Annotated in this window: 18 protein-coding genes; 9 read left to right on the forward strand and 9 right to left on the reverse strand. The window is 64.8% G+C overall.

The features are described 5' to 3' along the window. Positions 1-67: 67 nt before the first annotated feature. From ACNJX9_RS06970 to ACNJX9_RS06990, 5 genes are all read right to left on the reverse strand, one after another. The gene (locus ACNJX9_RS06970) at positions 68-1,510 is read right to left on the reverse strand and encodes a homospermidine synthase (RefSeq protein ID WP_439408244.1); all 1,443 of its coding nucleotides are present in this window, start codon (positions 1,508-1,510) and stop codon (positions 68-70) included. A gap of 57 nt (positions 1,511-1,567) precedes the next feature. After that, positions 1,568-1,957 carry a RidA family protein gene (locus ACNJX9_RS06975; protein ID WP_439408245.1) on the reverse strand — a complete coding sequence of 130 codons (390 nt, stop codon included), beginning with the start codon at positions 1,955-1,957 and terminating at the stop codon, positions 1,568-1,570. A 145-nt stretch (positions 1,958-2,102) separates the two neighbouring features. Next, a complete protein-coding gene (locus ACNJX9_RS06980; RefSeq protein WP_057752826.1) occupies positions 2,103-2,690 on the reverse strand; it encodes a GNAT family N-acetyltransferase in 588 nt (195 codons plus the stop codon). A 128-nt stretch (positions 2,691-2,818) separates the two neighbouring features. Beyond that, positions 2,819-3,961: a type III PLP-dependent enzyme gene (locus ACNJX9_RS06985; RefSeq protein ID WP_057752824.1), complete on the reverse strand. Its 1,143-nt coding sequence runs from the start codon at positions 3,959-3,961 to the stop codon at positions 2,819-2,821. Positions 3,962-4,622: 661 nt separating this feature from the next. Then, positions 4,623-4,877: a hypothetical protein gene (locus ACNJX9_RS06990; protein WP_057752820.1), complete on the reverse strand. Its 255-nt coding sequence runs from the start codon at positions 4,875-4,877 to the stop codon at positions 4,623-4,625. 136 nt (positions 4,878-5,013) lie between these two features. Here ACNJX9_RS06990 and ACNJX9_RS06995 point away from each other — a divergent pair, with 136 nt between their 5' ends. Genes ACNJX9_RS06995 through ACNJX9_RS07005 form a run of 3 tightly spaced genes read left to right on the forward strand, consistent with a single transcriptional unit; the run spans position 5,014 to position 8,842 of the window. Further along, positions 5,014-7,092 carry a M3 family metallopeptidase gene (locus tag ACNJX9_RS06995; RefSeq protein ID WP_057752818.1) on the forward strand — a complete coding sequence of 693 codons (2,079 nt, stop codon included), beginning with the start codon at positions 5,014-5,016 and terminating at the stop codon, positions 7,090-7,092. After that, positions 7,092-7,730, forward strand: a complete 639-nt coding sequence (locus ACNJX9_RS07000; RefSeq protein WP_057752933.1) for a DUF1007 family protein — start codon at positions 7,092-7,094, stop codon at positions 7,728-7,730. The genes ACNJX9_RS06995 and ACNJX9_RS07000 overlap by 1 nt, the downstream gene beginning before the upstream one ends. Further along, on the forward strand, positions 7,727-8,842 hold the full coding sequence (locus tag ACNJX9_RS07005) for a nickel/cobalt transporter (RefSeq protein ID WP_205668264.1): 1,116 nt from the start codon (positions 7,727-7,729) through the stop codon (positions 8,840-8,842). Before ACNJX9_RS07000 ends, ACNJX9_RS07005 begins: the two co-directional genes overlap by 4 nt. 107 nt (positions 8,843-8,949) lie before the next feature. Here ACNJX9_RS07005 and ACNJX9_RS07010 read toward each other — a convergent pair whose 3' ends face one another. Then, the gene (locus ACNJX9_RS07010; RefSeq protein ID WP_439408246.1) at positions 8,950-9,348 is read right to left on the reverse strand and encodes an MAPEG family protein; all 399 of its coding nucleotides are present in this window, start codon (positions 9,346-9,348) and stop codon (positions 8,950-8,952) included. Positions 9,349-9,430: 82 nt separating this feature from the next. On the opposite strand from ACNJX9_RS07010, the gene hemH reads away from it, so the two are divergent. The 4 genes from hemH (at position 9,431) to ACNJX9_RS07030 (ending at position 13,154) form a co-directional block, all read left to right on the forward strand. Beyond that, entirely contained in the window at positions 9,431-10,468 is a 1,038-nt protein-coding gene (gene hemH / locus ACNJX9_RS07015; RefSeq protein ID WP_439408247.1) for a ferrochelatase, read from the forward strand. A 25-nt stretch (positions 10,469-10,493) separates the two neighbouring features. Beyond that, the gene (locus ACNJX9_RS07020) at positions 10,494-11,462 is read left to right on the forward strand and encodes an ABC transporter substrate-binding protein (protein ID WP_439408248.1); all 969 of its coding nucleotides are present in this window, start codon (positions 10,494-10,496) and stop codon (positions 11,460-11,462) included. A gap of 221 nt (positions 11,463-11,683) precedes the next feature. Beyond that, positions 11,684-12,685 carry an SPFH domain-containing protein gene (locus tag ACNJX9_RS07025; protein WP_057752809.1) on the forward strand — a complete coding sequence of 334 codons (1,002 nt, stop codon included), beginning with the start codon at positions 11,684-11,686 and terminating at the stop codon, positions 12,683-12,685. A gap of 25 nt (positions 12,686-12,710) precedes the next feature. After that, a complete protein-coding gene (locus tag ACNJX9_RS07030; protein ID WP_439408249.1) occupies positions 12,711-13,154 on the forward strand; it encodes an NfeD family protein in 444 nt (147 codons plus the stop codon). 109 nt (positions 13,155-13,263) lie between these two features. Here ACNJX9_RS07030 and ACNJX9_RS07035 read toward each other — a convergent pair whose 3' ends face one another. Further along, on the reverse strand, positions 13,264-13,602 hold the full coding sequence (locus tag ACNJX9_RS07035) for a winged helix-turn-helix transcriptional regulator (protein WP_439408250.1): 339 nt from the start codon (positions 13,600-13,602) through the stop codon (positions 13,264-13,266). A gap of 70 nt (positions 13,603-13,672) precedes the next feature. On the opposite strand from ACNJX9_RS07035, the gene ACNJX9_RS07040 reads away from it, so the two are divergent. Beyond that, positions 13,673-14,227, forward strand: a complete 555-nt coding sequence (locus ACNJX9_RS07040) for a carboxymuconolactone decarboxylase family protein (RefSeq protein WP_439408251.1) — start codon at positions 13,673-13,675, stop codon at positions 14,225-14,227. Positions 14,228-14,311: 84 nt separating this feature from the next. Here ACNJX9_RS07040 and ACNJX9_RS07045 read toward each other — a convergent pair whose 3' ends face one another. Then, a complete protein-coding gene (locus ACNJX9_RS07045) occupies positions 14,312-15,319 on the reverse strand; it encodes a KpsF/GutQ family sugar-phosphate isomerase (protein ID WP_439408252.1) in 1,008 nt (335 codons plus the stop codon). Between the two features lie 194 nt (positions 15,320-15,513). Between ACNJX9_RS07045 and ACNJX9_RS07050 the strand changes: the two genes are divergently transcribed. After that, positions 15,514-17,259: an outer membrane beta-barrel protein gene (locus tag ACNJX9_RS07050; RefSeq protein ID WP_439408253.1), complete on the forward strand. Its 1,746-nt coding sequence runs from the start codon at positions 15,514-15,516 to the stop codon at positions 17,257-17,259. 117 nt (positions 17,260-17,376) lie between these two features. Here ACNJX9_RS07050 and ACNJX9_RS07055 read toward each other — a convergent pair whose 3' ends face one another. Beyond that, positions 17,377-18,828, reverse strand: a complete 1,452-nt coding sequence (locus ACNJX9_RS07055) for a glutamate synthase subunit beta (RefSeq protein WP_057752796.1) — start codon at positions 18,826-18,828, stop codon at positions 17,377-17,379. Positions 18,829-18,952: the final 124 nt, after the last annotated feature.

Here is an 18,952-nt window from a genome sequence, read left to right on the forward strand (position 1 = left end):
CAATGGCCTGCCATTGCGCGGTCTACTGTGCATGGGGTTGTTTTCGCTGTTTTGTCAGCGAGCCCGCTCACCGCACCAGAATGTTCTTGAACTGCCAGGGATCGCTGGTGTCGATGTCCTCAGGGAACAGGCCCGGCCGATCCGTCAGCGGCGTCCAGTCGGTGTAAAAACCCTTTACCGGGCCGAGATACGGCAGCTGGATCTCCAGGAGGCGATCGAAATCCATCTCGTCGGCTTCGACGATGCCTTCGTTCGGATTCTCCAGCGCCCACACCATGCCGCCGAGCACGGCGGACGTCACCTGCAGCGCGGTGGCGTTCTGGTAGGGTGCAAGCTCCCGGGTCTCTTCGATCGAGAGCTGCGAGCCGAACCAGTACGCGTTCTTGTCGTGGCCGAACAGGAGCACGCCGAGTTCGTCGATGCCGTCGACGATTTCATCCTCTTCGAGGATGTGGTGCTTCTCCTGCATCTTGCCGGCGCGGCCGAACAGCTCATGCAGCGACAGCACGGCGTCGTCGGCCGGATGATAGGCGTAGTGGCAGGTCGGGCGGTAGATCGCCTTGCCCGAGGCATCCCGCACCGTGAAGTAATCGGCGATCGAGATCGATTCGTTGTGGGTGACGAGGAAGCCGTATTGCGCACCGCGGGTCGGGCACCAGGTGCGCACGCGCGTGTTGGCACCGGGCTGCATCAGATAGATGGCGGCGCCGCAGCCGGCCTCGTGGGTATGCGCATTCTCGGGCATCCACTTCTCATGGGTGCCCCAGCCGAGCTCGGACGGCTGCATGCCCTCCGACAGGAAACCTTCCACCGACCAGGTGTTGACGAAGACGTCAGGCTCTTTCGGCTTCTTGGCGCGCTGGGTGTCGCGCTCGGCGATGTGAATGCCCTTGATGCCGGCCTGCCGCATCAGGTCGGCCCATTCGGCCCTGGTCTTCGGCTTCGGCGCATTGAGCTTCAGGTCGGCGGCGACGTTGAGCAGCGCCTGCTTGACGAAGAAGGACACCATGCCGGGATTGGCGCCGCAGCAGGACACCGCGGTGGTCGAGCCGGCGGGGCGCGCCCGCTTGGCGGCCAGCGTCACCTCGCGCAGCGCGTAGTTGGAGCGGGCCTCGGGGCCCTTGGATGCGTCGAAATAGAAGCCGAGCCAGGGCTCGTTGACGGTGTCGATATAGAGCGCGCCGAGCTCGTTGCAGAGCTCCATGATGTCGGTCGAGCCGGTGTCGACCGACAGATTGACGCAAAAGCCCTGTCCGCCGCCTTCGGTGAGCAGCGGGGTCAGCAATTCGCGATAATTGTCCTTGGTCACGGCCTTCTGGATGAAGCGCACATTGTGCTTCTCGCAATGCGCCCTGCGGCCCTCATCCTTGGGATCGATCACGGTGACGCGCGACTTGTCGTAATCGAGGTGCCGCTCGATCAGCGGCAAGGTGCCCTTGCCGATGGAGCCGAAGCCGACCATGACGATGGGACCGGTGATCTTCGCGTAGATCTGCGAGGGAGGGCTCATAAGTTTCTCCGGAACGTGCTGGCGGACATCTGGTGGGTGGATCAGGCGCGGCGCTTGTCAGACGCTGCGGCGCTTGGCGGTGACTTCGATCTCGACCTTCATCTCGGGCTTGGCGAGGGCGCTGACGACCAGCAAGGTCGCTGCCGGCCTGATGTCGCCGAGAACCTCGCCGCAGACGGCGAAGTGGGCATCGATGTAGCTGGCGTCGGTGACGTAGTAGGTCGCACGGACGATGTCGGCCATCTGGAAACCGCCCTCCTTCAGGGCCGCTTCGATGGTCTTGAAGCAGTTGCGTGACTGGCTCGTGACATCCGCCGGCATCGTCATCGTCGTGTAGTCATAGCCGGTGGTTCCCGCGACGAAGGCGAACTCGCCGTCGATCACGGCGCGGCTGTAGCCGACGCTCTTTTCGAGGGGGGAGCCGGTGGAAATCAGGCGACGGGGCATGGATTCGGCCTCGACTGAAAGCGGATTTCGTGGGGTTTATGGGCAATTTCCGGGCCCGCGCAACCCCAAAGGACGAGCTTAACGGAAGACGCAGGCGGGCGAAGCCGCCCAGTGCGGCTCCGGTCGTCGCCATCATGGCAAGTCCTTACGCCGCGCGCGCCTGGAGGGCGCGAACTACCCTCCGTTTGGGCAGGGCCGCGCCGGTCGGGACGATCATCCCTTCGGCGCCATCGAGCACACCGTCGGTGAACTCGATCGCCAGCAGACGGTCGCGCTCGAACGGGCCGGGCAGCAGCAGCGCGCCGGTCTTCTCGGCCGAGAAGCCGAAACGGGCGTAGTAGGGCGCATCGCCGAGCAGGATCACGGCGTCATGCCCGCGCGCCCGGGCGGCGGCCAGCGCTTGTTGCATCAGCGCGGCGCCGATCCCGAGCTCGCGGCAGGCAGGGTCCACCGCCAGCGGTCCGAGGACCAGAGCGGGCCTGCCTGCGGCGCTGACGTGCCACAACCGCACGGTTCCCACGAGCTTTCCCTCACGCACGGCGGCCAGCGCGAGGCCGGCGGCAGGTGCGCGTCCGTCGCGCAGGCGCTGGCAGGTGCGGTCATGGCGATCTTCGCCAAAGCAGGCATCCAGCAGCGCTTCACGGGCGGCGACGTCGATGGCGCGCTCGCTTCGGATCGCGAACGGAGCGGCTTTCGAGGTGAGGGCGACTTGTGGCTTCCGAAAAGCAGTCATGGCGCGTCAGTCCCCGCTTGAAGCCGCGCACCAAGGCACGCGGCTCAAGCGTCGTCAGAATGGCAATGTCGGGTAAGGAGCCGGCAAGCCGGCTCCCGGGTTCGTCGTGCCTCGCAGCAGCGAGGCGCTTAGATGTGGTACGTCTTCAGCGGCGGGATGCCGTTGAACGCCACCGCCGAGTAGGTCGACGTATAGGCTCCGGTGCCTTCGATCAGCAGCTTGTCGCCGATCTCGAGCGTGACGGGAAGCGGATACGGGGTCTTCTCGTACAGCACGTCGGCGCTGTCGCAGGTGGGGCCGGCGAGCACGCACGGGGTCATGTCCGCGCCGTCATGGGGGGTGCGGATGGCGTAGCGGATCGACTCGTCCATGGTCTCGGCGAGACCGCCGAACTTGCCGATGTCCAGGTACACCCAGCGCACCTCGTCCTCGTCGCTCTTCTTCGAGATGAGCACGACCTCGGATTCGATGATGCCGGCATTGCCCACCATGCCGCGGCCCGGCTCGATGATGGTCTCCGGAATCTGGTTGCCGAAGTGCTTGCGCAGCGCGCGGAAGATCGAGCGGCCGTAGGTGACGACCGGCGGCACGTCCTTCAGGTACTTGGTCGGAAAGCCGCCCCCCATGTTGACCATGGAGAGGTTGATGCCGCGCTCGGCGCAGTCGCGGAACACCTGCGAGGCCATTGCCAGCGCACGGTCCCACGCCTTCACCTTGCGCTGCTGCGATCCGACATGGAACGAGATGCCGCACGGCTCGAGGCCCAGACGCTTGGCGGCGTCGAGCACCTCGACCGCCATCTCCGGGTCACAGCCGAACTTGCGCGACAGCGGCCATTCGGCGCCGGCGCAGTCATAGAGGATGCGGCAGAACACCTTGGCGCCGGGAGCGGCGCGGGCAATCTTCTCGACCTCGGGAACGCAGTCCACCGCGAACAGGCGAATGCCGAGCGCGAAGGCGCGCGCGATGTCGCGCTCCTTCTTGATCGTGTTGCCGAAGGAGATGCGGTCGGGCGTCGCGCCGGCGGCCAGCGCCATCTCGATCTCGGCGACGGTCGCGGTGTCGAAGCAGGAGCCCATGGAAGCCAGCAGCGACAGCACTTCCGGCGCCGGGTTCGCCTTGACGGCGTAGAACACGCGGCTGTCGGGCAGCGCCTTGGCGAAGCTCTGGTAGTTGTCGCGCACGACTTCGAGGTCGACGACGAGGCACGGCTCGGTGTCGAGACCTTCCTTGCGGCGGTTACGCAGGAATTCCTGGATTCGTTCGGTCATGGCACTCTCCAACGGTCCCAGCGACAGGATCCGCATCAACGTGACGTCGGATAAGAGTGCTTCGGCCACATCGCGCGATGGAGGCGCGCTGAAGCCAAAAGACTCAAACCAGACTGTGCTGCCGTGGATTGGTTGGGAGAGTCTCCCGCCCGCTCACCTGGCAATGAAGGACAAGCCTTTTCAGTAGCCCGCGCCGGCGGTGGAATGCCGGTAGAGACCAAAAAAGCCCGATCCGTCGTTGCTTTAAGTCGCGTCCCCCGTTGAGAGCGGGGTGCGCCGGTTCGCCTCCGGCTGCCAGTCACGGTTGCAAAGAGCGAAGTCACCTTCGACAAGGCATCTCTTTGAGAGAGATGCTGGGCGCTTCGGAGTCTGCTTCAACCTTCCGGCTTCTGCACTTCCGAAGAGCCCCTCGGCTTCTTCACCCCTTGGCGGCTGTCCGGCCTCTTGTCCGGATACCTACCGACTGACACACGACCACAGGCACGTGCGAAATTGGGCAAAAACGCACATAAGGGTTTTGACTCGGCTTCGCAAGAATTTTTTTAGGCTGAGAACAGAATTGCCTAACATCTGCTTGCGCGGTGTTGCGCGAGCGACGCGGAAGATGAACGTGCGTTAAGTTTTTGGTGTCGCGCGCGTGACTTCAGTCGCGCAAGACGACTCAGCGGCGCTTGAAGAACGGCTCGACGCGCTGAGCTGCGCGGATGAAGGCGGTCATGACCAGCACGCCGAGTGCGAACAGCACGGCCTGAAGGATGTGCGCGCCCTGGTCACCGAGCCCGATCAGAATGGCGAGCGCCCAGCCGCCAGCAAACGCCGCGCCGAACACCTCGGCGCCGATCAGGATGGCGGCGCTGATGACGGTGATGACGCTCGGCCAGACGATCTGACGGGACGACGAGGAGGGCGCGTTCATGGGCGTTGAGGTCCGTGGTTTCGAGGGCCGCAATCTCCCCGAAAAGCCGGGCGGGAGCAAGGCCAAATGGCCCAAAAAAGCCCCATCGCGTGCTATAGCTGGCCCCAACAAATTGCCTCAAAAAACGGGACTTGCGATGTCAGACCCCCGCCAGACTACGGACGCCGAGACCAATCCGCTGCTGAAGGCCTGGGTGACGCCGTTTGCGACCCCGCCCTTCAACGAGATCGTGCCGGAGCACTTCCTCCCGGCCTTCGAGCAGGCCTTCGCCGATCACTCCGCCGAGATCGCGGCCATCACCAATGATCCGGCTGCGCCCGACTTCGCCAACACCATTACGGCGCTGGAACGCTCCGGCAAGCTGCTCAACAAGGTCGCCTCCGTCTTCTACGACCTGGTCTCGGCGCATTCCAACCCGGCCATCCTCGAGATCGACAAGGAGGTCTCCTTGCGGATGGCGAGGCACTGGAATCCGATCATGATGAACGCCGTGCTGTTTGGCCGCATCGCCCAGCTGCACGAGAACCGCGGCAGTCTCGGTCTGACACCGGAGCAGCTCCGCCTCTTGGAGCGCACCTATACCCGCTTCCACCGGTCGGGCGCCGGCCTGTCCGACGAGGCCAAGACGCGCATGGCCGAGATCAACGAGAAGCTGGCCCAGCTCGCGACCGGCTTCAGCCATCACCTGCTCGGCGACGAGCAGGACTGGTTCATGGAGCTGGGTGAGGCCGACCGCCAGGGCCTGCCCGAGAGCTTTATCGCCGGCGCCAAGGCGGCGGCGGAAGATCGCGGCATGGCAGGCAAGGCCATCGTCACGCTGTCGCGCTCCTCGGTCGAGACGTTCCTGAAGAGCTCAAGCCGGCGCGACCTGCGCGAGAAGGTCTACAAGGCCTTTATCGCGCGCGGCGACAACGGCAATTCCAACGACAACAACGCGACCATCGGCGAGATCCTGAAGCTGCGCGAGGAGACCGCCAGGCTCCTGGGCTATCCGACCTACGCCGCCTACCGGCTCGAGGATTCCATGGCCAAGACCCCGGATGCGGTGCGCGGCCTCCTGGAGCGGGTCTGGAAGCCGGCCCGGGCCCGGGCACTCGCCGACCGCGACGAGATGCAGGCGCTGATCACGGAGGAGGGCGGCAATTTCAAGCTCGCGCCCTGGGACTGGCGTTTCTATGCCGAGAAGCTCCGCCTGCAGCGCGCCAATTTCGACGACGCCGCGATCAAGCCGTATCTGACGCTCGACCACATGATCGCCGCCGCCTTCGACTGCGCCACGCGCCTGTTCGGCATCACCTTCGAGGAGCGCAAGGATGTGCCGGTCTGGCATCCCGACGTCCGGGTCTGGGAGGTCAGGGGTCCCGACGGCAAGCACAAGGCGCTGTTCTACGGCGACTACTTCGCCCGGCCGTCCAAGCGCTCCGGCGCCTGGATGACTTCGCTGCGCGACCAGCAGAAGCTCGACGGCGAGATCGCGCCGCTCGTCATCAATGTGTGCAATTTTGCCAAGGGCACAGGCGGCGAGCCCTCGCTGCTGTCGCCCGACGATGCCCGCACCCTGTTCCACGAGTTCGGCCACGGCCTGCACGGCATGCTCTCCAACGTGACCTATCCCTCGCTGTCGGGCACGTCGGTCTTCACCGACTTCGTCGAGCTGCCGTCGCAGCTCTATGAGCATTGGCAGGAGCGGCCCGAGGTGCTGCAGCAGTTCGCCCGGCACTACCAGACCGGCGAGCCGCTGCCGGACGATTTGCTCAAGCGCTTCCTCGCCGCGCGAAAATTCAACCAGGGCTTTGCCACGGTCGAGTTCGTCTCCTCGGCGCTGGTCGATCTCGAGTTCCACTCCCAGCCCGCCGCCGCCGCGCAGGATGTCCGCGCCTTCGAGAAACGCGAGCTGGAGAAGATCGGCATGCCCGAGGAAATCTCGATGCGGCACCGGCCGACCCAGTTCGGCCACATCTTCACGGGCGACCACTATGCCGCCGGCTATTACAGCTACATGTGGTCGGAGGTCATGGATGCCGACGCCTTCGGGGCGTTCGAGGAGGCCGGCAACATCTTCGATCCCGCGGTGGCCAGGCGCCTCCACGACAACATCTATTCGAGCGGCGGGTCGGTCGATCCGGAAGCGGCCTATGAGGCGTTCCGCGGCCGCCCGCCTGAGCCCGACGCGCTGCTCCGCCGCCGCGGCCTGCTCGACGACAAGGCGGCTTGATCGACATGCGCGCGCTGCTGGGATGGCTGCTCGCCGTCGCAATAATGCTCGCATCGGACGCGGCGAGCGCGCATCCGCATGTCTGGATCACCGCTTCAAGCGAATTGCTCTACGCCGACGACGGCAGCATCACCGGCGTGCGTCACGCCTGGACGTTTGATGACATGTTCTCTGCCTATGCGGTGCAGGGGCTCGAGAGCAAGAAGAAGGGCGCCTATACGCGCGAGGAGCTGGGGCCGCTGGCGCAGACCAATGTCGAGTCGCTGAAGGAATACGCCTACTTCACCTTTGCGAAGGCCGACGGCAAGAAGGAGCGCTTTGGCGAGCCGGTCGACTATTATCTCGACTACAAGGAGACTGTGCTGACCCTGCACTTCACGCTGCCGCTGAAGACGCCGCTCAAGCCCAAACAGCTCGTGCTGGAAGTGTTCGACCGCTCCTTCTTCATCGATTTCCAGATGGCCAAGGACAATCCGGTCAAGCTGGTCGGCGCGCCATCAGGCTGCCAGATGAAGCTCGATCGTCCGAGCGACGGCACCGCGACCGCGCAGAGGCTCAACGAGCAGACTTTCATGGACGGCCCGAATGCCAATTTCGGCATGATGTTCGCCAACAAGATCACGGTGGATTGTCCGTGAAGCCGAAACTTTCGTCCGTTGCGCGCGGGCTCATCGCTTGCGCCGCCGTTCTCCTCGCCGTCGGCGTGGCGGATGCCGCGCTTCACCATGTCCTGGCGCAAAATCCGTTCGGCGCGCCGAAGCAGGCACCCGCCGCCGAGGCCGAAGCCGGAGGCCTGATCGGCTGGCTGCTGGCAAAACAGTCGGAATTCTATCGCCAGATGTCGTCGACCATCCGCGCTGCCAAATCCGACGGCTCGGCGGTGTGGACGCTGCTCTTCATCTCGTTTGCCTACGGCATCTTCCATGCTGCCGGCCCCGGCCACGGCAAGGCGGTGATCGCCTCCTATCTCGTCGCCAACCGCGAGACCGCGCGGCGCGGCATCGCACTGTCGTTCGCCTCGGCGCTGATGCAGTCGCTGGTGGCGATCCTGATCGTCGGCATCTCGGCCTGGATCCTGAACGCCACTGCCAGGACCATGTGCAAGGCGGAAGGGGCGATCGAGATTGCAAGCTACGCCTTGATCGCGCTGTTCGGCCTGCGCCTGACCTGGACCAAGGGCCGCACCTTTATCCGCACGCTCCAGGCGACGCAGCCGGTGCCGGCGATCGCGGGCGTGCCCCATGGCCATGATGATCACGGCCATCACCATCATGATGGGCATGATCATCACGACCATGATCACCATCACCACGATCATACGCACCCCCATCACCATCACGGGCATAACCACGTCCATGATGAGCATTGCGGCCATGCCCATGGCCCGACCCCGAGCGAGCTCGCCGGCCCCGGCGGCTGGCGGCGCGGGTTCGCCGCGATCCTGACCGTCGGCATCCGCCCCTGCTCGGGCGCGATCCTGGTGCTGGTCTTCGCGCTGGCGCAGGGTCTGTTCTGGGCCGGCATCGCCGCGACCTTCCTGATGGGGCTGGGCACCGCGATCACGGTCGCGGCCATCGCCGTGGTCGCCGTCTCGGCCAAGGACATCGCCGGCCGCCTCAGCGCGGGCCGCGACGGTGGAGGCGCGCTGTTCATGCGCGGCATCGAATTCGGCGCCGCGGCTCTGGTGCTGCTGTTCGGGGCGGGGCTGCTGTTCGGCTACATCGCGGCCGAGCGGACGACGTGCTTTTGAAGCGAAGGTCTCGTAGCCCGGATGGAGCGAAGCGCAATCCGGGACGGTGCCACCGCGGAGAGACCCCGGATTACGCTTCGCTCCATCCGGGCTACGCTTCCCGAAGCTCACCCCGGCAAAAACCGCTTCAACATCGGCATGAGGAAGATCGCCAGATTGAGTGCAAAACCGACGCCCCAGAGGATGGAGCGGAGGGTCGGCCGGTTGCCGAGATAGGTCAGCACATAGGCGACCCGCACGATCAGGAACAGCACTGCGAGCTCGTCGACCAGGCGCTGCGGGGAGTCACGAAATTCTGCGAGCAGGACGGCGAAGGCGAAGAACGGGAAGGTCTCGATGCCGTTCTGGTGCGCGCCGAGCGCCCGCTGCGAGATGGCGTCTTGGTAAAAGGCGGGGTCGCGCGGCCGCGAATTGTCGAAGCCGCGAAACCTGATCCATTTGATCGAGACGATCGTTAAGAGATAGAGCAGCAGCGCTCCGAGAACGCACCATTCCGCGAGCGTCATCTTCCCTCCCCCGCTTGTGGCGGACCCTAGCGAAACCGGGCTCATCTTGACAAGTTCGGAGCAACGCGCGACGCAACTGGGCATGACGACCCTGGCCCCCCTCGTTTCAGCGAAGCCGACCGTTCAGCCCAGCCAGCCGCGCGTCGGTGTGCTGCTGATCAATCTCGGCACGCCCGATACGGCCGACGCCGCCGGCGTGAGGGTGTATCTGAAGGAATTCCTGTCGGACGCCCGCGTCATCGAGGACCAGGGCCTGATCTGGAAAGCCGTGCTGAACGGCATCATCCTGCGCAGCCGCCCCCGTACCAAGGCGCTCGACTACCAGAAGATATGGAACGTCGAGAAGAACGAGTCGCCGCTGAAGACGATCACGCGGTCGCAAGCCGACAAGCTCGCCGCCGCGCTGTCGGATCGCGCGCATGTCGTGGTGGATTGGGCGATGCGCTACGGCAATCCCTCGATCAAGGCGGGGATCGATGCGCTGATCGCAAAGGGATGTGAGCGCATTCTCGCCGTGCCGCTCTATCCGCAATATTCCGCTTCGACCTCGGCGACCGTCTGCGACGAAGTGTTCCGCGTGCTCGCCAGCCTGCGCAACCAGCCGACATTGCGGGTAACGCCGCCTTACTACGAGGACGAGGCCTATATCGAGGCGCTCGCCGTCTCGATCGAGACGCATCTGGCGAATCTATCCTTCAGGCCCGAGCTGATCGTCGCGTCCTTTCACGGCATGCCGAAGGCCTATGTCGACAAGGGCGATCCCTATCAAAGGCACTGCATCGCGACGACGCAGGCGCTGCGTCGCCGGCTCGGTATGGATGAGACAAGACTGCTGCTGACCTTCCAGTCGCGCTTCGGCAATGACGAGTGGCTGCAGCCCTACACCGACAAGACGATGGAGCGGCTGGCGAAAGAAGGCGTGCGCCGTATCGCGGTGGTGACGCCGGGTTTCTCCGCCGACTGCCTGGAGACGCTGGAGGAGATCGCGCAGGAGAATGCCGAGATCTTCAGGCACAATGGCGGCGAGCAGTTTTCCGCGATCCCTTGCCTGAACGACAGCGATCCTGGAATGGACGTGATCCGAACGCTGGTGCTGCGCGAGCTGCAGGGCTGGATCTAACATGCCTGGCTCCAGGGAGCGTTTCATGAACCGCCGCGACTGTCTGGCGCTTCTGGGAACGATCGCGGCATGGCCGGCCTCCGCGCCGGCCCAGCAGCCGGCCGCGCAACGCCGGCTCGGGGTGCTCTCGGTCACATCAGCCGATGAGGTGATCGGTCAGGCCAATCTCGTCGAGGCGCTGGCCGCTCATGGCTGGAAGGGAGAGGACAATCTCAGGATCGACTGGCGCAGCAGCGCCGGCGATCGGACGCGCCTCGCGCAGCTTGCCGACGAGCTGATCGCGCTTAAGCCCGATATCCTGCTCGCGCTCGGCACGCCGTCGGTGGAGGAGCTGCGCCGGCGTACCACGACGATCCCGATCGTGTTTGCGGTGGTCACCGATCCGGTCAGCCAGGGCCTTGTCCAGAACCTCGCCCATCCCGGCGGCAACATCACCGGATTCACTGATTACGACGGTCCGCTCGCCGGCAAATGGCTGGAGATGCTGACGCAGGTCACGCCAAAGGTCTCCCGTGCCTTCGTCGTCTACAATCCTGCCACCGCGCCATTCGCGACGCTGATGCTGCATACGCTCGAGCAGGCCGCACGGACGCTGCATGTGACTATCGAGCCTGCGCCGGTGCATGATGTCGCTTCGATCGCCACGCTGGCCGCGCGCAAGGATGGCGGTTTCCTCGTCCTGCCTGACTTCTTCGCCATCGCGAACCGCGCGCCGCTGCTGGCGGCGATTGAGCAGGCGCATCTCCCGGCTGTGTTTTGCATCCGCGCCTTTGTCGATGAGGGCGGGCTGATGTCCTACAGCACGGACAGTGCCGAGCAGCTCCGACGCGCGGCGGGCTATATCGATCGCATTCTGAAGGGTGCCTTGCCGGCCGACCTCCCGGTCCAGAATCCGACCAAGTTCGAGCTGGCGATCAATCTTAAAACGGCCAGGGCGATTGGCGTCACGCTTCCCCCCGGCCTGCTCGCAATCGCGAACGAGGTCATCGAGTAGCGCCGCTATTTGTTAATTTTTGCCGCTAGGTCTGGGCCGTCGCGCTTTCAAGGGCCCTTCGCAAATACATAATCGTGACCGTTCGTGCATCCAGCGTCTTGTGCGGAAAGGCACCGATGCCGACGTGAAAGGCGGCCGCTGAACCGGTAGGGTGCTGATCCCGACCAATGACAGCGCGGGAAAGGCCTGTCTCCCGGCTTCTTTCCCACCTTGGAGGAGATATGAGCGGTTTCGATATTTTTGCGATTGTTCTGGTGTTGCTCGTCATCATCACGCTGATTGCCGGCGTGAAGACGGTGCCACAGGGCTATGACTGGACCATCGAGCGGTTCGGCAAATACACGCAGACGCTGAGCCCCGGGCTCAATCTGATCGTGCCCTATTTCGATCGTGTCGGGCGCAAGATCAACATGATGGAGCAGGTGATCGACATTCCCGAGCAGGAGGTCATCACCAAGGACAACGCCACCGTGACGGTGGACGGCGTCGCCTTCTATCAGGTGTTCGACGCGGCGAAGGCCAGCTACGAGGTCGCCAACCTCAACCAGGCCATCACGGTGCTCACCATGACCAACATCCGCTCGGTGATGGGCTCGATGGATCTCGACCAGGTGCTGTCGCATCGCGACGAGATCAACGAGCGCCTCCTGCGCGTCGTCGACGCCGCGGTCTCGCCCTGGGGCGTCAAGGTCAACCGCATCGAGATCAAGGACATCGTGCCGCCCGCCGACCTCGTCGAGGCCATGGGCCGGCAGATGAAGGCCGAGCGCGTCAAGCGCGCCGACATCTTAGCCGCCGAAGGCCAGCGCCAGTCCGAGATCCTGCGCGCCGAGGGCGCCAAGCAGGGCCAGATTCTCCAGGCCGAAGGCCGCAAGGAAGCGGCGTTTCGCGACGCCGAAGCGCGTGAGCGGTCCGCCGAGGCCGAGGCCAAGGCGACGCAGATGGTCAGTGAGGCCATCGCCAAGGGTGACGTCGCGGCGCTGAACTACTTTATCGCCGATAAATACATCAAGGCGTTCGGCCAGTTCGCGGAGGCGCCGAACCAGAAGATCATCATGCTGCCGATGGAGGCGACCAGCATGCTCGGCTCGCTCGCCGGCATCGGCGAGATCGCCAAGGCAACGTTCGGAGAAAGTGCTGCGTCGGCGGTCGCTGCGGCCCGTCGCGGCGGTTCGGTGCCGCCGTCAGGTCCGACGCCGCCGACTCCACCGGCGGTGCCGTGAAGGCAGCATTGAGAGAGGTCGTGTCATGACCAACATGTTCGTATCGCTCGGCAGCTGGAACTGGCTGATCTTCGGCTTCATCCTGATGGCGCTGGAGGTGGTCGCGCCGGGCGTGTTCCTGTTCTGGCTCGGGCTTGCCGCGCTTTTGGTCGGCCTGATCTCGTTCGTTATAGTGATCTCCTGGCAGATCCAGCTGGTGATGTTCGCGGTGTTCGCAGCGGCCGCCGTGCCGGTATGGCGCCGGCTCGCGCGGCCGAAGCCGGATGACAGTGCCAGTCCCTTCCTCAACAGGCGAACCGAGGCGCTGCTCGGCCGCGAGTTCACGCTGGAGAAGCCGATCATCGACGGCAACGGCACCGTGCGCATCGGCGACACGGTGTGGCGCGTCGCAGGCCCGGATACGCCGGCAGGCACGCGGGTGAAGGTGGTGCAGGTGGATGGTGCCAACCTGACGGTGGCGGCGGCGTGAGCCGCCGTCATTGCGAGCGCAAGCGAAGCAATCCAGACTGTCTCCGCGGAAAGACTCTGGATTGCTTCGCTGCGCTTGCAATCACGAGCTTGCGGATGGAGCGCCAGACTCAGCCAGCGCTCTTGCTTCGCCACCTCTCCGCAAACCGGTGCAGCGGCATGAGCATCTCGCCCAGCTCGCGTCCGAGCGCCGTCAATCCATAACCGCCGCCGTCACCGAGCTCGACAAACCCCGCCTCGCGCAGTTCCGTCAGCCGCGCCTGCAGCACTGTCGGCGAAGCCTCGTCACAGGCCGTGCGCAACGCACGCGAGGTGAGGGGTTTTTCGCGCAACTCCCACAAGATCCGCAAAGCCCAGCGCCGCCCCAGCAGATCGAGCAGCACCATGATCGGCCGCCCGGTGCGCGAGCCGCGCACGCGGCGGTCCCCCGAGCCCGTCTGTTTCGCCATCAGCCCCTCTTGCCACTTGCTACAGATAATGTAGCGTATTGCTACATTATCTGTAGCAAAGAGGGCACCCATGTCATCCCCGGCTCCGCGTATCGCCCCGCTCACGCCGCCTTATCCACCGGAGACCCAGGCGCAGTTCGATCGCATCATGCGCGGCGCGCCGCCGCTGATGTTGTTTCGGGTGATGGCGGGCCATGGTCGCGCCTGGGACAAGTTTCGCGCCGGCGGCCTGCTCGATCCCGGCCCGTTATCGTTGCGAGAGCGCGAGATCGTCATTGACCGCACCTGCGCGCTGAACAGATGCGAATATGAATGGGGCGTCCATGTCGCGGTCTTTGCCGCGCCGGCAAACCTCACCGAGGATGAGGTCCGTGCGACGGTCGAGGGCGATGCGAGCTCATCCTGCTGGTCACCTGCCGAGCGGGCCCTGATCGCCGCCGTGGATGCGCTGCACACATGCGCGACGTTCACCGACGCCGAGTTCGCAGCACTGTCGGCGCATTACGACGAGGCGCAGATCCTGGAGATCATGTTGCTGTGCGGTTTTTATCGTACCGTCTCGTATCTGGCGAACGGGCTGCGATTGCCGCTGGAAGAGAAGGCGGCGCGGTTTCCAACGGTCTAACCACGCGTCATTGCGAGGAGCTCTTGCGACGAAGCAATCCAGACTGTCCCGCTACGCTCGCAATGACGAGGATAGAGCGGTGCCTTACGCCACGCCTGCGCGCAGCAGATCGTGCAGATGCACGATACCGACCACCTTGTCCGCCTCGGCCACCACAAGCGTCGTGATCTTGCGCGTGTTCAGCACCTCGATCATCTCCGTCGCCAGCATCGAGGGCGGCACGGTCTTGGGCTGCCTGGTCATGATCTCGTCGACCGACGCGGTCAAAAGGTCCGGCCGCATGTGGCGGCGCAGATCGCCGTCGGTAATGATGCCGATCGCCTCGTTGGCGTCGTTGACGATGCAGACACAGCCCAAGCCCTTGGCCGACATCTCCATCACCGCGTCCGACATTTTGGTGCCGAGCGGCTTGACCGGGATTTCGGCGCCGGTGCGCATGTAGTCGCGGACGAATTTCAGCATGGCGCCGAGCTTGCCGCCGGGATGGAAATGCGCGAATTCCAGCGCAGTGAAGCCGCGGCCCTCGAGCAGCGCAATCGCAATGGCATCGCCGATCGCGACCTGCATCATGGTCGAGGTGGTCGGCGCCAGATTGTGCGGGCAGGCCTCGCGCGCCTTCGGTAGCTCGATGACGATGTCGGCGGCCTGGCCGAGCGAGGACGCTGCGTTCGACGTCACCGCGATCATCGGGATTGCAAAGCGCGCCGAGTAGTTCACCAGCGTCTTCATCTCCGGCTGCTCGCCGGACCAGGACAGCGCCATGATGACGTCGTCGGCGGTGATCATGCCGAGGTCGCCATGGGCGGCTTCCGCGGTGTGGACGAAGAAGGCCGGTGTGCCTGTCGAGGCCAGGGTCGCCGCGATCTTGCGGGCCATGTGGCCGGACTTGCCGAGACCGGTGACGATGACGCGGCCCTTGGCGTTGCGGATCAGGTCGACCGATTTCGCGAACGGCTCGCCGAGCGGGCCGCGCAGCGCGGCCGCAAGCGCGTTGATGCCGCCGCTCTCGGTCTCCAGCGTGCGGAGCGCGGATTCAACGGATGTAGGGGTGGGGCCGGATGAGGAGGTCATCAGCGGTATCGAACTCGGCATAGACAAGGTCCAAGGAGGAGGGGCGTCGGCCCAGTGGTCGCCTCCTTAGCACGCCCCGGCCGATCAGGCGACGCGCGCGCAAAAGCCCGCAACGGGTCATTAACCATAATTGTTTTAACTCCATTAACGATGGTTCCCCCGCACCGGCGGAAAGCCGTCGTTGAAGTATTTGATTTTGTTGGAGTTATTTTATCGTGGGGTCGCCTCCAGGCAGGGGCCGGAGCCGCAGCGCGTGCGCTTTCCGCGCTGCCTTGCCGTGCCTGCTGCTATCAGCGCTGGAAAGCTCACCAGTGGCGGCCCAGAGCCTCACGCCCGATCTGTTCAATCCCAGTCGCGGCGGCTTCGTGGCGCCTGACGCGCTGCCGATGCGCCGCACGGCGGGCGTCTTGCAGGCGCCGTCGGACGCGGTCCCGCAGCCGCCAGATCCCAACGGCGATCCGCGCAAGAAAAGCGATGCGCCGGCGACCACGCGCGTCGGTCAGGTGCCCAGCTACGGGCTGCCCGCCGCGAACGGCGCGAGCAGCTCGGGCTACGATTCGCTCAATCGCAAGCGCCAGCAGCCAAAACTCTATCCGGGCCAGCTGAAGCCGAAGAAGCCCGCCGGCCCCGGCTCGCCGGTGCCAGCTGCAACGCCGGCGGTCTCCACGCTGGGACCGCCGCGCATTGCGCCGCCGCCGTCGGAGACCGCGCACAAGACGCCGCTGCCGCCGGCGATGGCCGGTGTCGTGCCCGGCCAGCCGCTGCGCCGCCGCCTCAAGGTCGACGACGATGCGTTCGGCGCGGTCGGCGACTACGCCGGCAGTTTTCTGATCAAGGGCGGGCTCGAGCTCTCCACCGGCTATGACACCAATCCGGCGCGTCTCAGCAAGCCGGTCGGCTCGCCTGTCTACGTCGTCGCGCCGGATCTTCTTGTCATGTCCGACTGGGAGCGCCACGCGCTGGTCGCCGATTTGCGCGGCTCGTTCTCCGGCTACACCAACAACATGCCGGCGACGATCGACGGGCTTCCTTCGCCCTCGCCGGTCGAGATCAACCGCCCCGATTTCACCGGCCATGTCGACGGCCGCTACGACGTCGACCGCGATCTCAAGCTGACCTCGCAGCTGCGGCTGCGGCTCGCCACCGACAATCCCGGCAGCCCGAACGTGCAGGCGGGCCTGCAGAAATATCCTGTCTACGCCACCTATGGCGGCACCTTCGGCTTCGACCAGACCTTCAATCGTTTCCAGGTCGCCGCCGGCGCCACGATCGATCGCACCGCCTACACCGATTCAAAGCTCACCGACGGCTCGACCTTCAGCAATGACGACCGCGACTTCAACCAGTATGGCGGCGTCGGCCGCTTCTCCTACGAGCTCAAGCCGGGCTTAAAACCGTTCGTCGAGATCGAGGGCGACAACCGCGTCCACGACCAGGCGGCCGACCGCAACGGTTACTTGCGCAATTCAAACGGCGGTTACGCCAAGATCGGCTCGTCCTTCGAATTCTCGCGCATCCTCACCGGCGAGGTCTCGGTCGGCTATTCCGCGCGCAACTATGTCGACCCGCGCCTGAGCCAGCTCTCGGGCTTCCTGACCTCGGGCTCGCTGATCTGGAACGCCAGCGGGCTGACGACGGTGAAGTTCAACACCGACACGCAGATCGCGGAAACCACCATCCCCGGCTCCTCCGGCGTGCTGGTGCACACCTATGCCGCCGAAGTCGACCACGATTTCCGCCGCTGGCTCACCGCGATCGGCAAGTTCACCTACGGCACCTACGACTACCAGGGCCAGAATCGCAACGACAAGACCTACTCGCTCGAAGGCAATCTGATCTACAAGCTCAACCGCAACATCTGGATCAAGGGGACGCTGCGCCACGACATCCTGGATTCGAACCAGCCGGGCTCGAGTTCGCAGGGGACGGTGGCGATGCTGGGGGTGAGGCTGCAGAATTAGCTCCGCTCGTCATTCCGGGGCGCGCCACTTGGCGCGAGCCCGGAATCCATCAGGCCTCAGTGTTCGCGGATAAATGGATTCCGGGCTCGCGCTTCGCGCGCCCCGGAATGACGGAACCTACCGCGGCAGATCCGTCTTCCCCATCAGGAACGTATCGATCGACCTGGCACACAGCCGACCCTCACGGATCGCCCACACCACCAGCGATTGCCCACGCCGCATGTCGCCGGCGGAGAACACGTTCGGGCGCGAGGTCTGGTAGTCGAGCGTGTTGGCCTTGACGTTGCCGCGCGGGTCGAGATCGACTGCGAGCTGCTTCAAGAGGCCCTCGTGCACGGGATGGACGAAGCCCATCGCGAGCAGCACCAGCTCGGCGTCGAGCTCGAACTCGGTGCCTTCGATCGGCTTGAACTTGTCGTCGACGCGGACGCAGTGCAGCTTCTTGACCTTGCCGTTCTCGCCGGAAAACTTCTGCGTCAGCACGGCGTATTCGCGGATCGCGCCTTCGGCCTGGCTCGAGGAGGTGCGCATCTTCAGCGGCCAGTTCGGCCAGGTCAGGGCCTTGTTCTCGCGCTCGGGCGGGGCGGGCATGATCTCGAGCTGGGTCACCGACAGCGCGCCCTGGCGCAGCGAGGTGCCGATGCAGTCGGATCCGGTGTCGCCGCCGCCGATGACGACGACATGCTTGCCGCCGGCCAAGATCTCCTTGACGCCGTTCAGCGGCTCCTCGGAGACGCGGCGGTTCTGCTGCGGCAGGAAGTCCATCGCGTAGTGGATGCCGTCGAGCTCGCGGTCGGGAATCGGCAGATCGCGCGGCGCTTCGGCACCGCCGGTCAGCGCCACCGCGTCATACTCGTTGAGCATCTCGCGCGGATCGACATTGCCGGCCGCGCCGACATGGCTGTTGTAGTGGAAGGTGACGCCTTCGGCTTCCATCTGCTTGACGCGACGGTCGATGATGCCCTTCTCCATCTTGAAGTCGGGGATGCCATAGCGAAGCAGCCCGCCGGCCTTGGCGTACTTCTCGTAGACATGCACGTCGTGGCCGGCGCGTGCGAGCTGCTGCGCGCAGGCCATGCCGGCCGGGCCGGAGCCGATCACCGCGACCTTCTTGCCGGTCTTGACCGCAGCGATCTCAGGCTTCAGCCAGCCATTGTCCCAGGCGCGGTCGACGATCGCGCATTCGATGGTCTTGATGGTGACAGGGTTGTCGTCGATGTTGAGCGTGCAGGACGCTTCGCATGGCGCAGGACAAATGCGGCCGGTGAACTCCGGAAAATTGTTGGTCGAGTGCAGGTTGCGCGAGGCTTCTTCCCAGTTGCCCTGATAGACAAGGTCGTTGAAGTCAGGGATCTGGTTGTTGACCGGGCAGCCGGGCGTGCCCGGCGCGACCGAGCCGGTGCCATGGCAATAGGGAATGCCGCAATTCATGCAGCGCGCGGCCTGGTCGCGCGTTTCCTTCTCGGTCAAGGGAACGACGAATTCCTTGTAATGCTTCACGCGCTCGGCGACCGGGGTGTACTTGCGATCGTGCCGTTCGATTTCGAGAAAACCCGTGATCTTGCCCATTAAACCCGAAGTCCCTGCCGCTTAAATTCGTTCTGTTTCTTGCTCGTCGTCATTGCGAGGAGCTCTTGCGGCGAAGCAATCCAGTCTGTTTCCGCGGAGAGTTTCTGGATTGCTTCGCTGCACT

Source organism: Bradyrhizobium sp. BLXBL-03, from assembly GCF_051853015.1.
GTDB lineage: Bacteria > Pseudomonadota > Alphaproteobacteria > Rhizobiales > Xanthobacteraceae > Bradyrhizobium > Bradyrhizobium manausense.

Bases quoted from the DNA above. Each gene is read 5' to 3' on its own strand.
- ACNJX9_RS06970 (WP_439408244.1), bottom strand. From the start codon at position 1,510: ATGAGCCCTCCCTCGCAGATCTACGCGAAGATCACCGGTCCCATCGTC.
- ACNJX9_RS06975 (WP_439408245.1), bottom strand. From the start codon at position 1,957: ATGCCCCGTCGCCTGATTTCCACCGGCTCCCCCCTCGAAAAGAGCGTC.
- ACNJX9_RS06980 (WP_057752826.1), bottom strand. From the start codon at position 2,690: ATGACTGCTTTTCGGAAGCCACAAGTCGCCCTCACCTCGAAAGCCGCT.
- ACNJX9_RS06985 (WP_057752824.1), bottom strand. From the start codon at position 3,961: ATGACCGAACGAATCCAGGAATTCCTGCGTAACCGCCGCAAGGAAGGT.
- ACNJX9_RS06990 (WP_057752820.1), bottom strand. From the start codon at position 4,877: ATGAACGCGCCCTCCTCGTCGTCCCGTCAGATCGTCTGGCCGAGCGTC.
- ACNJX9_RS06995 (WP_057752818.1), top strand. From the start codon at position 5,014: ATGTCAGACCCCCGCCAGACTACGGACGCCGAGACCAATCCGCTGCTG.
- ACNJX9_RS07010 (WP_439408246.1), bottom strand. From the start codon at position 9,348: ATGACGCTCGCGGAATGGTGCGTTCTCGGAGCGCTGCTGCTCTATCTC.
- hemH (WP_439408247.1), top strand. From the start codon at position 9,431: ATGACGACCCTGGCCCCCCTCGTTTCAGCGAAGCCGACCGTTCAGCCC.
- ACNJX9_RS07020 (WP_439408248.1), top strand. From the start codon at position 10,494: ATGAACCGCCGCGACTGTCTGGCGCTTCTGGGAACGATCGCGGCATGG.
- ACNJX9_RS07025 (WP_057752809.1), top strand. From the start codon at position 11,684: ATGAGCGGTTTCGATATTTTTGCGATTGTTCTGGTGTTGCTCGTCATC.
- ACNJX9_RS07030 (WP_439408249.1), top strand. From the start codon at position 12,711: ATGACCAACATGTTCGTATCGCTCGGCAGCTGGAACTGGCTGATCTTC.
- ACNJX9_RS07035 (WP_439408250.1), bottom strand. From the start codon at position 13,602: ATGGCGAAACAGACGGGCTCGGGGGACCGCCGCGTGCGCGGCTCGCGC.
- ACNJX9_RS07040 (WP_439408251.1), top strand. From the start codon at position 13,673: ATGTCATCCCCGGCTCCGCGTATCGCCCCGCTCACGCCGCCTTATCCA.
- ACNJX9_RS07045 (WP_439408252.1), bottom strand. From the start codon at position 15,319: ATGCCGAGTTCGATACCGCTGATGACCTCCTCATCCGGCCCCACCCCT.
- ACNJX9_RS07055 (WP_057752796.1), bottom strand. From the start codon at position 18,828: ATGGGCAAGATCACGGGTTTTCTCGAAATCGAACGGCACGATCGCAAG.